Consider the following 16,333-nt stretch of genomic DNA (forward strand, 5'->3'; position numbering starts at 1 on the left):
CCCCGAGCTAGGGAGGATTCAATCACCACGATTCGGCGAGAACGGACGGTTTCAAGAAAAGTGCCTCACCACCGCGTGCGGTCGAGCGGACGCCCCGACTCGCCGGCCTGCGCGTCGCATCCGAATCCGACCACCCAGCTACCATCGGCGAGCTCGACCTTGCCCAGCATCATCGGTTGCGGCAGCGCGGCGAGGAACTCGCCCAGCGCCGCGGGCGACAGGACCCAGCTCTCCCCTTCGATGACACGACCCGCATCGAGGTCGCGGATCAAACCCGGCTTGGGTGGCGTCGTATCCAGTGCCACAAGACGATACGACGGCGCTGTGCGTACTTCCCTACCCCAGCGCGCGCCGCGGTCGCTGAGCTCGTGCGTCAGCGGGCCACCAGCCATGTGCGCGCCGAACACGGCGAGCTCGACCGATGGCGCTACCCGCTCGGGCCACGTCGGTGCCGACGCGCCGTGCTGGGAGTCGGCTGCCGAAACCCGCAGTCGCCGAGCAAGATCGATGAGAACCGCGTCCTCGTGAGCACCCGCGAGGAGCGTGATACCGAACTCGGATCGGGTTCCGTCGGCTTCGTCGACGACGCCTGCCGGGACCGCCAATCCGCAGAGGTCGAACAGATTGCAGAAGTTCGTGTACGTGCCCATCCGGCTGTTGACGCCGATCGGGTCGGCGACGACCTCGTCGATCCGTGGGTGGAACGGCGCGGTCGGCACCATCAGTGCCGTCGCGTCACCCCATTGCTCCATCGCCAACGCCCTGAGCTCGGCGAGTCGACGTCGCGCACGGAGCAGATCGACGGCGGTGTAGCCGGATGCCTTCGACACGATTTGCGCCACAACGGGATCGAGTCCGATATCGTCGGAGTCCGCTGCGCTGTCGATGAACTCACCGACGGCGTCGTAACGCTGGGACACGAGGGCGTCGTCGTAGAGCAGTCGTGCTGCGGCGAGGAAGGGCGTCAGGTCGACGGTCTTGATCGTGAAGCCCGCAGCCTCGGCCGCGGCCACAGCCTCACGGAAGGCGTCGCGCCAGCGGTCGTCGAGCTCGGGGAGGTCGGCGGGCACCGCAATGATCGGAGCCTCGGGCGCTGCAAACCGACTCTCGCTGTCGAATGGCCGCTCGCCGGTTGCCTGCGCCATCACTGCGGTGGCCAGGTTCGCAAGCTCGAGGTCGGCGGCAAAGATCGTCGGGACGTCGTAGTCGGCACACGCGGGCACAATCCCGTCGGTGGAGATCGCGCCAACGGTCGGCTTCACGCCGACGATCCCCTGCAGACCTGCCGGAACACGGCCCGACCCTGCGGTGTCGGTACCGATCGCGATGTCGGCGAAACCGAGTGCGACGGCAACCGCAGAACCGGAACTCGACCCGCCGGAGATTCGATCGGTACGCCGTGAATCACGCACGGCGCCATAGGGACTACGGGTTCCGACGAGACCGGTGGCGAACTGGTCGAGATTGGTCTTTCCGATGACGACCGCGCCGGCCTTGCGCAGCGCGGCAACCGTGGGCGCATCTGCGTCGGGCACGTAGGCATACCCGGGACACGCTGCGGTCGTGGGCAATCCCGCGACGTCGACGTTGTCTTTTACGGCGAGAATCGCTCCGGCCAGCGGTCCATCGCTCGCCACGGATTGCTGGTAGTCGCTTGCGACGTCGGCCTCCGGGCGAAGGGTGATGAACACCTCGGGCCGGTCGGTGTCGCGGATCGCGGTGTAGATGTCGTCGATCTTGGTCATGCAACCTTCCCCTTCGGATCGGAGCTGTCGGTCTCATTCTGCTCGGTCGTCGTGAACTCTCCGGCCAAGGACCATCGTTCACGCTCTTCGGCGCGCGCGTACTCCATCGTCGTGCGGGACGCGGCAATGGCGTCGGCGTTGTCGGCGAGGAAGCGCTCGTGTTCTGCCAGTGAGAAGGTGCCCTCGGTGATGCGCACGCTGTCGCCGCGGCCCGCCGCGACGTCGGCCCGCATGTCCAGCAGTTCGTCGGCGCCGACCGGGTACCACTTGATGCGGTCGAAGAAGCGGAGCAGCCAAGGATGTTCGGGATCGAAGCCTGGAGCCTGCTGCGGATAGCGATGGTTCCAGACCTGCGTGGTGCGGCCGACGAACTGATAGCCGCCAGGCCCCTCCATCCCGTAAATACACAGGTAGGCGCCGCCGATGCCGACGGCGTTCTCGGGAGTCCAGGTACGTGCAGGGTTGTACTTTGTCGTGACCAGTCGATGCCGCGGATCGAGCGGAACTGCCACGGGCGCACCGAGATACACGTCGCCGAGACCGAGGACGAGATAGTCGGCGTCGAACACGATCCGATGCACGTCGTCGACCGAGTCGAGTCCGTTCATGCGCCGGATGAACTCGATGTTCCACGGACACCAGGGTGCGTCGGAGCGTACACCGAGCATGTATCGCTCGATCGCCTCGCGCGTGGCCGGGTCGTCCCACGACAGCGGCAGATGCACTGTGCGACTGGGCACTACGAGTTCCGACGCTGCCGGCAACTGGCTCTCACACTCGATGAGCCAGTCCCGCATGGCGAGCTGCGACCACTTCGTCGGATCTGCTTTCACCTGAAGCGATCTGATCCCAGGCGTCAGGTCGACGAGGCCCGCGGGATTCTCCGCTTCGATCCGCTCGGCGAGCGCGTGCACGCGGGCGCGAAGAGCGAGATCGAGGCGCATGTCGCCGTATTCGACGAGGATGTTGTCGTCGCCGCTGCGGCGGTAGGTCACCGACGTGGTGCCGTCGGCCGTCGTCGTGGTTCCCAGGATTCCGCTGTCGGAATCGCCTCCGCGAGAGAGCACGTCGACGAAGCACGCTCTGCGTGCGAGACCCAGTTCTGCCGGCGACGCCGCCTCCGCCGCCTTGACCGCGACGAACCGCACCGTGTCACCGGGCTTCAGCTGCCCGAGTTTCCAGCGCTCCGACGCCGTCACCGTAACCGGGCAGACGAACCCGCCGAGGCTCGGTCCGTCCGGACCGAGCAGGATCGGGGTGTCGCCGGTGAAGTCCAGCGCTCCAACCGAATACGCGTTGTCGTGAATGTTCGAGGGATGCAGTCCCGCCTCGCCGCCGTCGGTCCGCGCCCACTGCGGTTTGGGACCGACCAGGCGAATACCGGTGCGGTCGGAGTTGAAGTGCACCTGATAGTCGGTGCCCATGATCTCGGCGATGTCGGTGGGAGTGAAGAACTCCGGGGCCGAGTGCGGTCCGACCGTCACACCGAGCTGCCATGCATTCGTGAACGCGGGCTGCTCCTCGGTGAGAATCCGCGTCGGGTTCCCTGTCGGGAGACCCGCGCGCGCCAGAATGTCGCCGTCGGCGAGGACGCGACCGTCGAGTCCGCCGAACTTGCCCATCGTGAACGTGGAACGGCTGCCGAGGTACTCCTCAGCCTCGACACCCCCGGAGATCGCGATGTACACACGAAGCCCCAGGGAGCCCACGGCTCCGATGTCGAGCACACCGCCCGCCGGCACTGTGAGCGGGACCCATTGGGGCACAACGACTCCGTCGAGGGTCAACGCGACCGGAGCGCCGGTCACGGCAACCGTTGCCGACGTCGAGAAGCGCAGGCGCGGTCCGAGCATCGTCACTTCGAGCCCCGCGGCGTCGACCGGATTACCGACGGCCATGTTGGCGAGCCGGAAGGAAAGGTCGTCCATCGGACCCGACGGCGGGACCCCGACCTTCCAGTAACCGACGCGGCCGGGCCAATCCTGGATGGTGGTCATGGGTCCGGCGCGTAGCACGTCGACGCCGTCGAACTGTGTTGTCTGACTGTTCATCTCGTCTCCTGGCGGTCGGTACTCGGTCAGCCCCGCGGCCGCGTGACGATCACGCGGACGGCAGTCGGGTCGAATCCGTTGCAGGGGTTGTTGATCTGGGGGCAGTTGGACACGAGCACGAGGGTGTCGACCTCGGCACGGAGTGCGAGGCGCTTGCCCGGTGCGGACAGTCCGTCGACGATTCCGAGTGCACCGTCGGGGTCGACGGGCACGTTCATGAAGAAGTTGACGTTGCCGACGAGATCTCGCTTGCCGAGGCCGTGACGTGAGCCGCCGATGAGGAAGTTCTCGACGCAAGCGTGCTGATGCTTGGTGTGGTGGCCGTAGCGCAGCGTGTTGGACTCCTGCGAGCACGCACCGCCGAGGGTGTCGTGATTGCCGACCTCGTCGGCGACGATCGTCATCATCGGCTGCGACTCCTGGTCACGGATGACCGTGCCGGTCGTGAGGAAGATATTCCCCTGCGCGGCAATGGTTGTCTGCGCCGAGTAGCGGATCGAGTGGTCGTGACCGCCGTAGAACAGCGTGTCGACGGCCTGGTTGCCGTGGAGGTCGACGATGGTCGCAACGTCGCCCGCGGCAACGACTTCCGACCAGGGAGCGCGCTCTGCGACGATGCCGTCGTAGATGACGTCGCCAGGCACGAGCGCGAGGTCGGCCGCCGGGGCGGTGGTGGGATTGATCGTGGTGGTCATGATTGGTCCTTGCGTTCGGATGTGTTGAGTTCGGGGGTGGGGGTGGTGGTTTCGACACGGCATTTCGGCGGTCGAGCCGGGCGCCAGCCTCCCGCTGGTTGAGCCGGGCGCGAGCTTCCCGCTGGTTGAGCCGGGCGCGAGCGCAGCGAGCACCCGAGTCGAAACCACTGGCATTCCGCTGGTTGAGCCGGGCGCGAGCGCAGCGAGCACCCGAGTCGAAACCACTCGGCGTCAGAAGCGCGTCGCGCCGTACACGTCTTCGCTGTTGGCGACGGCGCGCTGGTATTCGGGGTCGCGGTCGGCGACGCCGGCGAGCAGCGCGTCGAGGTCGTCGGTGGCACGCCATGCGAGCACTTCGAGGGGTCCCGAGCGGAAATCCGCGCTTGGGTCGAGCGGGTGCGCGGTGTTGGCGATCGCCACGATGCACGGCAGGTGCAGAAGCAGGTCGACGCTCTTGCCTGCGCCCGCGCTCCCCTGGAACTCGAACGATCCCTCGTCGTCGACCTTCACTCCCTCGAAGAGCGAGAGCGATGGCGCCACATCGGTGGGCGTCAATCCGTTCTTGGCCGCAGCCAGCTTGAGGAGCTCACGCCCCGCGGGAGTCGTCGAATATGCCTCTCCGTGGCCGTATTTGGCGGCGTTGTCGGCGAGTGTGGTTGTGCCCGTGAGCGCGTCGTGGTGCGCGCTGGTGTCGTCGACGATGGTGGCGAGCACCCTGCCCTGATCGCTCAGCAGTGGGTGGCCGGTGGTGAGGTAGGCCTGCCAGGGCACCTTGACGGTGTCGGCGACGTTCAGGCGCTCCCACGGGGCGTCGACGCGCCACAGGAGCAGGTGTGCACACGCGTCACCGGTGATGTCGCGCAATCGGATTCGCGTTCCGCGGGCGAGCACCTTGGTGGTGTACCTGCCGCCGGGAACGGTCTCGGCCCAGGTGAGCGTCGACGAGTCGACGTCGGTGATCGTCGTCGGCCAGTCGGTGGCAGGCACCACGGGCATGGAGTCGGTGATGGCTCCGGCCTGTGCACGAGCATGCGCGCGGGCACCGGCGGTGGAGGATGTGGAGGTGGTGGTCGAGGTGGTCATGTCGACGTCCTTCGAGAATGAGCTGGCGAGGTTCCGGGCCGTCCCGGTGGTCGGCTGCACGGACTCGATACGGTCCGGCAGGGCGTCGTCGCTCGGTTGACAAATCTATCAGTTGATCGATATTGCGGCAATCGCTACGAGCGCTTCCGTCCGACGAGTGCGTCTTCGGGTTCCGGCGCTCCCGGCTGGCCCTTGACCTTGAGGTACGCGAGGAATCCGACGATCAGCGTCGCCGCGACGAAGAGGATCGCGAAGTACTGCAGTACCCAGTTGCCGCCGTCGGGGTCGTAGACCTCCGCGCGAGGCCAGGCGATGTTCACCATCAGCAGACCACCCATGACGACGGCGATGATGTTGACCGGGATGCCCCACTTACCGAGGCCGAAAACCGGTCGGCCGTGGCTCAATTCGGTTCCGCGCAGGCGATGGATGAGTGCGGGCACCGTGACCATCAGGTAGGCGAGGTACACGATGACCACCGACACGCTGGTGATCGCAGCGAAGACGCCCGCCTGCCCGAGGTTGACGAGCAAGATCAGAATCGCCAACGCCGAGACGACGATGCCGGTGATGACGGGAGTTCCGGTGCGCGGGTTGACCTTTGCCAGTGCTGAACCGAAGGGAAGACGGTTGTCGCGCGCCATCGAGAACATCACTCGGGAGGCCGACGCCTGAATGGCGAGAGTCGCGGAGAAGATCGAGATCGCGACGATGATCAGCAGCGCCTTACCGAGGACGGTGTTGAGTTGCGAGGTGATGACCCAGGCGATTCCCTGAGCCGAGAGTTCCGGCGCACCGAGTGACGGAGCGGCCATGAGCGCACCGATGATCATCAGACCTCCGCCGACGAACGAAACGAGCAGCGCGTTGATGATCGCCTTCGGCGCGGTGCGTCGAGGATCTTTGGTCTCTTCGGAAAGCTCTGCAGCGCTGTCGAATCCGTACATCACGTAGCAGGCCATGAGCATCGAAGCGAGGAAAGCCGGGAAGTAGCCGAGTCCCTGTCCGTGTTCTCCGGTGTTCGCGATCGCCGCCGCCGGGGAGCGTTCCGCCTTGATGAACATCGCGACGACGAGCGCCACGACGCCGATGATCTCGATGGTCACGCCCGTGACGGTGATCTTGCCCATGAAGCTCACGCCGACACCGCTGATGATCGTGCAGCCGATGATCGTGATGGTGCCCAGGATGATCGCATTCGTAGCACCCGAGACGGACGTGAGACTTGTGTCGTCGCCGACGAATTGGAAGCCCGACCAGATCTCGGGAAGCACGCTCTGCATCGCGATGGCCAGTGCCGCCACACTGACGATGTAACCGACGAGCATGAACCAGCCGGCAAACCAGCCGACTCCGTCACCGGCGAGTCGTCGAGACCATTGATAGACGGCACCGGCGACGGGGAACTTCCCGGAGAGCTCCGCGAAGACGAGGCACACGCAGAATTGGCACACGAAGACGATCGGCCAGGTCCAGAAGAACGCGGGACCGCCCAGACCGAAGCCGAGCGCGAACAGCGCGAACACGGTGGTGAGGATCGAGACGAACGAGAGCCGGAGGCGAACGCGGCATATCCTCCGATGCCGCGGTGCAACTCCTGCTTGTAGCCGAGTTGGGCGAGTGAGTCGGCGTCGTCGACGTCGCTCGAGGGCGAGGTGCCGGCGGGAGCCTTGGAGTCGGGTTGTGCGGTGGAGGTCATCGTGAGTTCCTTCGAGGTGAGGCTCCACATTGAGCGGGTTTATCTGCCAGTTGATAGATAACGCTCGAGCTTTTTCTATCGGGTGACAGATATGTTGCGGGGATGGAAACTCACGCTACGAGCGTGTTACGAGGTCCAGGTCGCTTCGACCCCACGCATTGCGGCCGGCTCAGATCGCGAAATCGCCGCGAATTGGTCGGACTAGACTCGATGACGCTATCGCCGCAACCCACGCCTCGGCACGAATGAAAGAGCTTCCAGATGAGTACTGCGTCCCGGCAAGGCCGAGTGGCGCCAGGCCCCGGCCGACCGCGCCTCGTCGAACAGCGCAGGCGAGGCGCCACCGCGCGTGAGGAAATCCTCGACGCCGCAGCCGAACTCTTCTGCCGCCACGGATACACCGGGACGTCGACTCGCATGATCGCCGAGGCCGTCGGCATCCGCCAGGCGTCGATGTACCACTACTTCAAGAACAAGGACGACATCCTCGCCGCACTGCTCGACGCCACCGTCGTCGGATCTCTCGAGCGCGCAAGAGAACTGCTCGACGACGACCGCGCACCCCTCGACCGACTCCTCGACCTCGCACGATTCGACGCCACACAACTCGTCGACGAACGCTGGAACCTCGGCTCGCTGTACCTGCTTCCTGAGGTGGGCGACGACCGTTACGCCCAATTCCGCACAGCGCGAAGCGAACTCGCCGCCGCCTACGAAACCCTCGCCGCCGCTGTACTCGACGACCCCACAGACACCCGCAGCCTGCTCCCCTTCCGCCTCGTCGAATCGATGATCATGCTCCGCTCCGACGAGCAACGCGACGAACTCGACGGCCGCACCGCCGCCGACCTCGTCGACACGATTGTGGGCGCGATCGAGATGCTGCTCACGCACAGCAGCCGCGCCTGACGCTCGGGAGGGTCGGCGCGATCGGCAGTGCAGACGCGCGGAGCCCCGGGCGGCATCCGGCGGCGTCGACGGCAGATAGGCTGACAGCCATGGCAGGGCACAGCATGGAGTTCGACCCGATCGCCGAGGCGAAGGCAAATTGGACGTCGGCCGGCTGGGGCGACGTCGCAGACGGGATGGTCGCGGTGACCTCCGTGATGCGGGCCCACCAGATCCTGCTGGCCCGCGTCGAATCGTCGCTCCGCCCTTACGATCTGACCTTCTCGCGCTACGAATTGCTTCGGCTGCTTGCCTTTTCGCGCAACGGTGCACTGCCGATCACCAAGGCCAGCGACCGCCTGCAGGTGCACGTCACCAGCGTCACCCATGCGATTCGACGCCTCGAGGAGGCGCAACTCGTTCGACGCCTCCCCCACCCCACCGACGGCCGCACCACGCTCGTCGAGATCACCGACTTGGGCCGCTCGACTGTCGAAGACGCCACCGCGACGCTCAACCGCGAGGTGTTCGCCGACGTCGGAATGACCTCGGACCAGATCAGCGGCCTCGTCGACGCGATCCACGAACTGCGCCACAACGCAGGCGACTTCTGAGCCTGGATCGCGCCGGACCTGCATCGCGCCCGAACGTCGTCGATCAGTATGACAATCTCGCCGGATTTCTGGCCTTCTCGTCATACTGATCAGGCTGCTGCCGCTTCGAGGGCCGCCTCTATCGAACTGATCACGTAGTCGGGCCGCTCTACTAGGTCAGACCACGTGAAGTTCAGTACCGTCCAGCCCTTGGCGATCAGGGCGTTGCGTCGAGTGCGGTCATGCTGAAGAGTCTTCGCGTCCCGGTGGTATGCGAAGCCGTCGATCTCGACGGCGAGCATCGCGGCGGGAAACGCGACGTCGATCAGGTAGTCGCCCTCCGCCGCGAAGCCGTTCGGCCGCCGATCGAGCCCACCCCGCCGATCGAGCCCACCCGCTGATCGAGCCCCACCCCGCCGATCGAGCCTGTCGAGATCACCCACCGGGCCCAGTGCTCTCGACCCGGATGCGCCGCTGGTCGGGGCCCGCGCCACCTTGCCCAACGCCCACCAAACACCACACCCGCACAGCGCGTACACAACTCGGTCGTCAGCGCGACGCCAAGACAATAATCTCCTCGGCGCCCCGCTCACGTCACGATTGTGTACGCACCCCGGCTCCAACTAGACCTTGCGACCCGTTGCACGCCAGCAGCCCGGCCGGGCTAGACGTGTGTCGAACCGAAGGATCTGTGTGCTGCAGCACCCACATCTTCCGATACGACACACATTTCGGGCTGCGCGTCATACTGATCCGCGGCCGTAGCGGGTTGCGCCGCCGACGGCGTGGTCTCGACAGGCTCGACCAGCGAGTCGGGCTCGACCAGCGAGTTCAGCTCGGGCGGCGGGTGGTCTCGACAGGCTCGACCAGCGGGATCGGCTCGACCAGCGAGGTCGGCTCGGCGAGTTCAGCGCAGGGTCGTGATGATCGCAGAGAAGTCCAGGTCGGAGTGCTGTTCGGCGAAGGAGCGGTACAGCGCGGCGGCGTGCTCGCCGAGGGGGGCGCGCGAACCGGTGTCGGCGATGGCGTCGAGTGCGAGGCCGAGGTCCTTGTTCATCAGCGCGGTGGCGAAGCCCGGCTTGAAGTCGTTGTTCGCGGGCGAGGTCGGCTGCGGGCCGGGGACCGGGCAGTTCGTCTCGATGGCCCAGCAGTTTCCGGTCGCGCCGGTGACCACGTCGTAGAGCGCATCGTCGGACAGGCCTAGCTTCTCGGCCAGCACGAACGCCTCGCCGACCGCGATCTGCTGAACCGCGAGCAGCATGTTGTTGCACACCTTCGCGGCTTGGCCGGCGCCGGACTCACCGCAGTGAATGATCTTGCCCGCCATCGGTTCCAGCGTCGGTCGTGCGGCGACGAACGCTTCCTCGGTGCCGCCGACCATGAACGCCAGCGTGCCGGCGACCGCGCCCTTCACGCCGCCCGAGACCGGGGCGTCGACCTGGGCGAAGCCATGATCGGCTGCGCGCGAATTGATTTCGCGTGCGTCGGCGACGGAGATCGTCGAGCTGTCGATGAGTAGCGCGCCCGTTGCCGTGGCGGGGAGGATCTCGTCGTAGAGCTTCTTGACGATGGCTCCGCTCGGGAGCATCGTGATCACGACCTCGGCGATGGCGACCGCCTCGACCGCCGTGGGAAAGGTCTGCACGCCCGCGGCTTCGGCGGTCTTGACCGCTTCGGGAACCGGGTCGTACCCGTGCACTGTGTGTCCGGCCTTGACGAGGTTGGCGGCCATGGGGCCGCCCATGTTGCCGAGTCCGAGAAAGGCGATCGTCGTCATTGTCGATTCTCCCTGTGTTGAAGTATGTGTGGTCAGGTGGAGTTGGTCAGGACTCGCGGAACCGTGCTGCCACCGACCTACCCACGACGACGCGCATGATCTCGTTGGTCCCCTCGAGTATGCGGTGCACGCGCAGGTCGCGGACGATTTTCTCGATGCCGTACTCGGTGAGGTAGCCGTATCCGCCGTGAAGCTGCAGGGCCTGGTCGGCGACCGTGTAACAGGCGTCGGTGACATAGCGCTTCGCCATTGCGCACTGCTCCACCTTGTCGTGCGCATTCGCGTCGAGAGACGACGCCGCGTGCCACAGCATCAGGCGCGAGGTCTGCAGCGAGGTGGCCATGTCGGCAAGGGTGAAGCGGATCGTCGGCTCGTCGATCAGGTTGTTCCCGAATGCCTTTCGCGACGCGACGTACGACGCCGCTTTGTCGAAGGCAGCCTGTGCCCCACCGAGAGACGACGCTGCGATGTTGAGCCTTCCCCCGTTGAGCCCGTTCATCGCGATGCCGAAGCCGATGCCCTCCTGCTCGCCGAGCAAGTTGGTGGCGGGCACGCGCACCTCGTCGAGGATGACCTGCGCCGTCGGCTGGGCGTGCCACCCCATCTTGTGCTCCTGCGCGCCGAAACTCAGCCCGTCGGAGCCTTTTTCGACGAGGAACGTCGAGATTCCCTTCGGGCCGTCGCCACCCGTGCGCGCCATGACGACATACAGATCCGACGACCCGGCTCCGGAGATGAACTGCTTGACGCCGGACAACACATAGTGGTCGCCGACCTTCTCCGCGCGCGTCGACAGCGCCGCGGCATCGGAGCCGGCGCCCGGCTCGGTCAGACAGTAGCTCGCGATGGTCTCCATACTCGCCAGGCGTGGAATCCAGTGCGCACGTTGCTCATCGGTGCCGTAACTGTCGACCATCCACGTGCACATGTTGTGGATGGAGAGGAAGGCGGCGACCGCGGGATCTGCGTAGGCGAGTTGCTCGAAGATCCGCACGCCGTCGAGTCGACGCAGTCCGCTTCCGCCGGCGTCCTCGTTGCAGTAGATGGCGCCCATCCCGAGTTGGGCCGCCTCGCGCAACTCCTCGACCGGGAAGTGATCGGTCGAGTCCCACTCGAGAGCATGTGGCGCAAGCCTTTTGGCCGCGAATGCCGCAGCGGTCTCGACGATGACGCGCTCGTCGTCGTCGAGACCGACCGCGGTTCCGGCCGGAGCGGTGGTGGTCATCGCCCTCAGTCCATCGTCGGGATGACGAACTCGGCCCCGTCCTTGACGCCCGACGGCCAGCGCGACGTGACCGTCTTGGTCTTGGTGTAGAACTGGATCGAACTCGGTCCGTGCTGGTTGAGATCGCCGAATCCGGAACGCTTCCAACCACCAAAGGTGTAGTAGGCCACCGGAACCGGGATCGGCACGTTGACGCCGACCATGCCGACGTCGACACGCGCGGTGAAGTCACGGGCGGCGTCGCCGTCCTGGGTGAAGATCGCGACACCGTTGCCGTACTGGTGATCCGACGCCAGAGCGAGCGCCTCCTCGTAGTCGCCGGCGCGCACGATCGAGAGCACCGGCCCGAAGATCTCGTCGGTGTAGATCGACATGTCCTTGGTCACGTGGTCGAAGAGCGTCGGGCCGATGAAGAAGCCGTTCGACAGATCGTCGTCGCCATAGGTCTGTTCGTCGCTGCTGCGGTCGCGGCCGTCGATGACGAGTTCTGCACCCTCCTCGACCCCCTTGCCGATGTAGCCCTTGACGCGCTCGAGTGCCGCTGCCGTGACCAGCGGGCCGTAGTCGGCCTTGGGGTCGAGGCTGTGGCCGACGCGCAGTGCGTTGACCTTGTCGATCAGCTTGGCGCGCAACCGTTCTGCTGTCTGCTCCCCGACCGGGACGGCGACACTGATCGCCATACAGCGCTCGCCTGCACTGCCGTAGCCTGCGCCGATCAACGCGTCTGCGGCCTGGTCGAGATTGGCGTCGGGCATGATGATCATGTGGTTCTTGGCGCCGCCGAAGCACTGTGAGCGCTTGCCGTTCGCGGCAGCGGTTGAGTAGATGTACTGCGCGATGTCGGAGCTGCCGACAAAGCCGAGCGCCTTGACCTCCGGGTGGTTCAGCAGTGCGTCGACGGCCTCCTTGTCGCCGTGCACCACCTGGAACACGCCGTCGGGAAGACCTGCCTGCGTGAACAATTCGGCGAGACGCACCGGGACCGACGGGTCACGCTCACTCGGCTTGAGGATGAAGGCGTTGCCGCATGCGAGTGCCGGCCCGGCCTTCCACAACGGGATCATGGCCGGGAAGTTGAACGGGGTGATGCCCGCGACCACGCCGAGGGGCTGGCGGATCGAGTGCACGTCGATGCCCGAGCCGGCACCCTCGGTGAACTCACCCTTGATCAAATGCGGTATGCCGATGGCGAATTCGATGACCTCGACGCCGCGCTGGATGTCACCGAGGGCGTCGGCGTGCGTCTTGCCGTGTTCGAGCGAGAGCGTCGTCGCGATCTCGTCGGCGTTCTGATTGACAAGGTCGACGAAGCGCATCAACACGCGGGCGCGGCGCTGCGGGTTCCACGCGGCCCACTCCTTCTGCGCTTCGACGGCGGTTGCGACAGCGGCGGCGACGTCGTCGGTGCTCGCGAGGGGAACGGAGGCCTGGACCGCGCCGGTGCTGGGGTTGAAGACGTCGGCGTGGCGTCCGTCTGTCACCTCGACGCGCGCACCGTCGAGGTAGTGCGGAATGGACGGTACGGATACATCAGCGGTCACCGGTGATCACCTGTTCTGGGTTGTGGAGGTTCGGATTGTGGACGTCGAGTGTCGTGACGCTTATGGGGCCGGGAGATGTGAGCCATCAGACCCTGTACTCACACATACTAGGACATCCAAGTAATTTCGTAAACGCCTTCCGACAAAGGAGCCGAAGAAGGCTCCGGTGCGCCCAAGTGGACAGTTAGGGTAGCCTTCGTTTGGTTGCGATCGCCCGTCGATCGCGCCCACATCCATCACGCGAAGAATCAAGGGAGTAGATCGTGTCCGTCGTCATCCTCTACGGCACCGAGACCGGCAACGGAGAGCTCGTGGCCGACGCCATCGCCGATGTCCTGGCTGCCGAGCACGATCCGTCGATCTACGACATGAGCGAGTTCGCCGTCGAGGATCTCGACCCCGACGACTTCCTCGTCGTCGTCTGCTCGACCTACGGCGAGGGCGAACTGCCGACGGGTGCCGAGCCCTTCGCCGAGGAGATCACCGAAACCACCCCGGACCTGTCCGGCGTGCGGTTCGGCGTGTTCGGACTCGGCGACACCATCTACGGCGAGACCTTCAACCGCGGCGGCGAGCTCATGGCCGAGCTCCTCACCCGCCACGGAGCGACCCAGGTCGGAGAACATCACCGCCACGACAACTCGTCGTCGATCAAGCCGGCGAAGGCCGCAGCCGAATGGGCGCAGAGCATCGCGAAAGTGATCGAGTCCGTCGACGCCTGAACGCCCCCGGACGCGCGGCGGCGTCGACTCCCGTCAGGCGACCCTGCGGATCGGCGAGGGTGCCGAGTCACGCAGTTGCGCTTCGCGTTCTTCGCCTCGCACCGCCGACGATTTCGCGAGCTCGACGACGGATCGGACCATCGCGGCGAGCACGATCCCGAGGAACAGCGCGGTGGGCACCGACACCTTGAGGTTCTCACCGAGGAGCACCACGCCGAGGGCCATCGCCACCGCGGGTTCCATCACGTTCATGGCCGGGAACGACGTCTGCAGGTCGCCCGCGCCAAACCCCTTCTGCTGGGCCACCACGGCTCCCGTTGCCACCAGAACCAGCAGGTAGATCTCAGGCTTGGCGAAGGTGTGGATGCCGTGGTGTATCGCCTGGTACACCACCGTCTTGACCAGGAGCGCCGACACTCCGAACAGTGTCCCCGCGGCCAGTCCGTAGAACAGCGCCCGGTAGTGCGGGGTGGATCGCTCGGCAAGGACGACACATCCGACGACGACCGCCGCGACCGCCGCGACGGCCCCCCACACCACCATGTCGTTGGGTCGTCGAAGCGACGGCTCGGGGCGCGAGATGAGCAGGAAGGTCGCGACACAGCCGACGAGAATCGCACCCCAGGCCCACTCCTTGGCCTGCGGATGCCGATGGTCGGCCCACGCTTCGAGCGGCAACGCGAACAACACCGCCAGCACGACGAGCGGCTGGACCAGCAGTATCGAACCCAATCCGAGAGCCGACGCCTGGAGCGCGAACCCGGCGATCGCGATCGCCGCTCCGAGCCACCAGCCCGGCGTGATGGCCCCCGACGCCCGAGAGGCACGCTGCCGGAGCACCGTACCCCCGGCGATGAGGAGTGCTGCGGCAGTAGCCAGCAGCGCGGGAAGCCAGGAATGCACGAAATCCAGGCTAACGGTGTCGTAGCGGCTTTGCGTCGGTGTCCCCCACTAATCTGAAGAGATGCGGGGCACACATCACGGCACTTCCGGGCACGACGACGCACGCGCGATCGCGTGGTTCCGGACCGAACTCGAGCAACTCGCAACCCTCGACGCCGAGACGATCACGAAGGTCCTCGACGCCGCGCACACCGACCACACGACCGTCCTGTCGATCATCGCCGACTGCCTCGACGAGGCCTACGAGTTCGACGCCCAGGCCGATGAGGCGTCGACAACGGGCGACGACGACCACGCGCAGTTCTGTCGGCAAGAGTCCGCGGCGTGGCGAGCCACGGTCACGGTGCTGCGTATCGCCGACGCCCGCCAGCGCGGCGATCACGACGCAGTCCGCTCGCGGAACATCGCATGAGCGCAGCACCCCGCACGCTGGTACTGATGCGTCACGGCAAGTCGGGTTACCCGCCGGGTGTCGCCGACCACGACCGCCCGCTCGCCGACCGCGGCCGTCGAGAAGCAGCGCTCGCAGGCGAGTGGATTCGCTCAGAGGATCTCCGAGTCGACGCCGTGCTCTGCTCGACCGCGACACGCACACGCGAGACGCTCGAGCGCACCGGCATCAGCGCGCCGACGACCTTCCTCGACGAAATCTACGGCGGATCACCCGTCGACATCCTGGAGGTCTTGCGGGTGTACGCGCCGGCCGATGCGTCGACCGTTCTCGTCGTCGGACACGAACCGGGCATGCCGAAGACGGCACTCACCCTCGACCCGGATGGATACATCGAACGGTTCCCGACCTCGGCATACGCCGTGGTAGCGGTGACCCTCGACTGGGATCGCCTCGGCCTGGACGCCGATCCCGATGCCGAACTCCTCGGCGTCCGGGTACCGCGCGCCGAGGCGTAGTACGTCACATCTGACTCGACCCGAGATGCCAGAAGTGCTATCAATGGATTGCGCAATTTATCAATCCATCATTTCATCGCCCACATCAATCACCGAGGAGGTCGGCAGATGACGACCAACTGGCCGCAACCGCTCTACGAAATCAAGGCAAATCTGTTCAAGGGACTCGCGCACCCGGTTCGGATCCGCGTGCTCGAGGTGCTCAGCTCCAACGGTGCTCCGACGCCCGTCAGCGAACTGCTCACGATCACGGGGCTCGAACCGACGACGATGTCGCAGCATCTTGCCGTTTTGAAGCGGCATCGCGTTGTGCACAGCGAACGCGTCGGCAACGCTGTCTTCTATAGCCTGGCGAACCCCAAGGTCGCGGACCTTCTCGTGACCGCGCGCGGCTTTCTCGCCGACACGCTCGGTGCTGAACGCGACCAACTCGATTCGATGGCTGCGCTCCCGCCCGTCGTCGCACAGTGAGCGCGACGGCCACAGGGCCGAGGCGCCGAAG

Annotated in this window: 15 protein-coding genes and 1 pseudogene; 6 read left to right on the forward strand and 10 right to left on the reverse strand. The window is 65.9% G+C overall.

Features of this window, described 5'->3' with window-relative positions:
- Window positions 1–65: 65 nt before the first annotated feature.
- From atzF to RND64_RS17250, 5 genes and pseudogenes are all read right to left on the reverse strand, one after another.
- Window positions 66–1,745 carry an allophanate hydrolase gene (atzF, locus tag RND64_RS17230; protein ID WP_049698728.1) on the reverse strand — a complete coding sequence of 560 codons (1,680 nt, stop codon included), beginning with the start codon at window positions 1,743–1,745 and terminating at the stop codon, window positions 66–68.
- Window positions 1,742–3,796, reverse strand: coding sequence for a 5-oxoprolinase/urea amidolyase family protein (locus RND64_RS17235; RefSeq protein ID WP_049698727.1), 2,055 nt, complete (start codon window positions 3,794–3,796; stop codon window positions 1,742–1,744). The genes atzF and RND64_RS17235 overlap by 4 nt, the downstream gene beginning before the upstream one ends.
- 26 nt (window positions 3,797–3,822) lie before the next feature.
- Window positions 3,823–4,491, reverse strand: coding sequence for an urea amidolyase associated protein UAAP2 (locus RND64_RS17240; protein ID WP_049698726.1), 669 nt, complete (start codon window positions 4,489–4,491; stop codon window positions 3,823–3,825).
- A gap of 231 nt (window positions 4,492–4,722) precedes the next feature.
- Window positions 4,723–5,574 carry an urea amidolyase associated protein UAAP1 gene (locus RND64_RS17245; RefSeq protein ID WP_049699017.1) on the reverse strand — a complete coding sequence of 284 codons (852 nt, stop codon included), beginning with the start codon at window positions 5,572–5,574 and terminating at the stop codon, window positions 4,723–4,725.
- Window positions 5,575–5,708: 134 nt separating this feature from the next.
- Window positions 5,709–7,273 (reverse strand): annotated as a pseudogene (locus RND64_RS17250) (amino acid permease).
- Window positions 7,274–7,534: 261 nt separating this feature from the next.
- Here RND64_RS17250 and RND64_RS17255 point away from each other — a divergent pair.
- A complete protein-coding gene (locus RND64_RS17255; RefSeq protein ID WP_049698725.1) occupies window positions 7,535–8,182 on the forward strand; it encodes a TetR/AcrR family transcriptional regulator in 648 nt (215 codons plus the stop codon).
- 89 nt (window positions 8,183–8,271) lie between these two features.
- A complete protein-coding gene (locus RND64_RS17260; RefSeq protein ID WP_049698724.1) occupies window positions 8,272–8,775 on the forward strand; it encodes a MarR family transcriptional regulator in 504 nt (167 codons plus the stop codon).
- Between the two features lie 89 nt (window positions 8,776–8,864).
- On the opposite strand, the gene RND64_RS17265 is transcribed toward RND64_RS17260, so the two are convergent.
- The 4 genes from RND64_RS17265 to RND64_RS17280 form a co-directional block, all read right to left on the reverse strand.
- Window positions 8,865–9,197: an endonuclease domain-containing protein gene (locus tag RND64_RS17265; RefSeq protein WP_372495492.1), complete on the reverse strand. Its 333-nt coding sequence runs from the start codon at window positions 9,195–9,197 to the stop codon at window positions 8,865–8,867.
- Window positions 9,198–9,661: 464 nt separating this feature from the next.
- Window positions 9,662–10,531, reverse strand: a complete 870-nt coding sequence (mmsB, locus tag RND64_RS17270; RefSeq protein ID WP_049698723.1) for a 3-hydroxyisobutyrate dehydrogenase — start codon at window positions 10,529–10,531, stop codon at window positions 9,662–9,664.
- A gap of 46 nt (window positions 10,532–10,577) precedes the next feature.
- Window positions 10,578–11,756 (reverse strand): acyl-CoA dehydrogenase family protein, encoded by a 1,179-nt coding sequence (locus tag RND64_RS17275; protein ID WP_049698722.1) that lies wholly within the window; start codon window positions 11,754–11,756, stop codon window positions 10,578–10,580.
- 5 nt (window positions 11,757–11,761) lie between these two features.
- Window positions 11,762–13,297: a CoA-acylating methylmalonate-semialdehyde dehydrogenase gene (locus RND64_RS17280; RefSeq protein WP_049698721.1), complete on the reverse strand. Its 1,536-nt coding sequence runs from the start codon at window positions 13,295–13,297 to the stop codon at window positions 11,762–11,764.
- Between the two features lie 263 nt (window positions 13,298–13,560).
- On the opposite strand from RND64_RS17280, the gene RND64_RS17285 reads away from it, so the two are divergent.
- Window positions 13,561–14,019 carry a flavodoxin domain-containing protein gene (locus RND64_RS17285; protein ID WP_049698720.1) on the forward strand — a complete coding sequence of 153 codons (459 nt, stop codon included), beginning with the start codon at window positions 13,561–13,563 and terminating at the stop codon, window positions 14,017–14,019.
- A gap of 33 nt (window positions 14,020–14,052) precedes the next feature.
- On the opposite strand, the gene RND64_RS17290 is transcribed toward RND64_RS17285, so the two are convergent.
- Window positions 14,053–14,922: a DMT family transporter gene (locus RND64_RS17290; protein ID WP_064866711.1), complete on the reverse strand. Its 870-nt coding sequence runs from the start codon at window positions 14,920–14,922 to the stop codon at window positions 14,053–14,055.
- A 61-nt stretch (window positions 14,923–14,983) separates the two neighbouring features.
- Between RND64_RS17290 and RND64_RS17295 the strand changes: the two genes are divergently transcribed.
- The 3 genes from RND64_RS17295 (at window position 14,984) to RND64_RS17305 (ending at window position 16,302) form a co-directional block, all read left to right on the forward strand.
- The gene (locus RND64_RS17295; RefSeq protein WP_049698718.1) at window positions 14,984–15,334 is read left to right on the forward strand and encodes a hypothetical protein; all 351 of its coding nucleotides are present in this window, start codon (window positions 14,984–14,986) and stop codon (window positions 15,332–15,334) included.
- Entirely contained in the window at window positions 15,331–15,831 is a 501-nt protein-coding gene (locus RND64_RS17300) for a SixA phosphatase family protein (protein ID WP_049698717.1), read from the forward strand. Before RND64_RS17295 ends, RND64_RS17300 begins: the two co-directional genes overlap by 4 nt.
- Window positions 15,832–15,939: 108 nt before the next feature.
- Window positions 15,940–16,302 (forward strand): ArsR/SmtB family transcription factor, encoded by a 363-nt coding sequence (locus RND64_RS17305; protein WP_049698716.1) that lies wholly within the window; start codon window positions 15,940–15,942, stop codon window positions 16,300–16,302.
- Window positions 16,303–16,333: the final 31 nt, after the last annotated feature.

The organism is Gordonia sp. w5E2, assembly GCF_036540975.1.
GTDB classification, from domain to species: domain Bacteria; phylum Actinomycetota; class Actinomycetes; order Mycobacteriales; family Mycobacteriaceae; genus Gordonia; species Gordonia jacobaea.

What these genes read in the sequence shown, in the direction of transcription:
- RND64_RS17235 (WP_049698727.1), bottom strand. Translation starts at nt 3,796, where the DNA reads ATGAACAGTCAGACAACACAGTTCGACGGCGTCGACGTGCTACGCGCC.
- RND64_RS17255 (WP_049698725.1), top strand. Translation starts at nt 7,535, where the DNA reads ATGAGTACTGCGTCCCGGCAAGGCCGAGTGGCGCCAGGCCCCGGCCGA.
- RND64_RS17305 (WP_049698716.1), top strand. Translation starts at nt 15,940, where the DNA reads ATGACGACCAACTGGCCGCAACCGCTCTACGAAATCAAGGCAAATCTG.
- atzF (WP_049698728.1), bottom strand. Translation starts at nt 1,745, where the DNA reads ATGACCAAGATCGACGACATCTACACCGCGATCCGCGACACCGACCGG.
- RND64_RS17240 (WP_049698726.1), bottom strand. Translation starts at nt 4,491, where the DNA reads ATGACCACCACGATCAATCCCACCACCGCCCCGGCGGCCGACCTCGCG.
- mmsB (WP_049698723.1), bottom strand. Translation starts at nt 10,531, where the DNA reads ATGACGACGATCGCCTTTCTCGGACTCGGCAACATGGGCGGCCCCATG.
- RND64_RS17245 (WP_049699017.1), bottom strand. Translation starts at nt 5,574, where the DNA reads ATGACCACCTCGACCACCACCTCCACATCCTCCACCGCCGGTGCCCGC.
- RND64_RS17275 (WP_049698722.1), bottom strand. Translation starts at nt 11,756, where the DNA reads ATGACCACCACCGCTCCGGCCGGAACCGCGGTCGGTCTCGACGACGAC.
- RND64_RS17295 (WP_049698718.1), top strand. Translation starts at nt 14,984, where the DNA reads ATGCGGGGCACACATCACGGCACTTCCGGGCACGACGACGCACGCGCG.
- RND64_RS17260 (WP_049698724.1), top strand. Translation starts at nt 8,272, where the DNA reads ATGGCAGGGCACAGCATGGAGTTCGACCCGATCGCCGAGGCGAAGGCA.
- RND64_RS17300 (WP_049698717.1), top strand. Translation starts at nt 15,331, where the DNA reads ATGAGCGCAGCACCCCGCACGCTGGTACTGATGCGTCACGGCAAGTCG.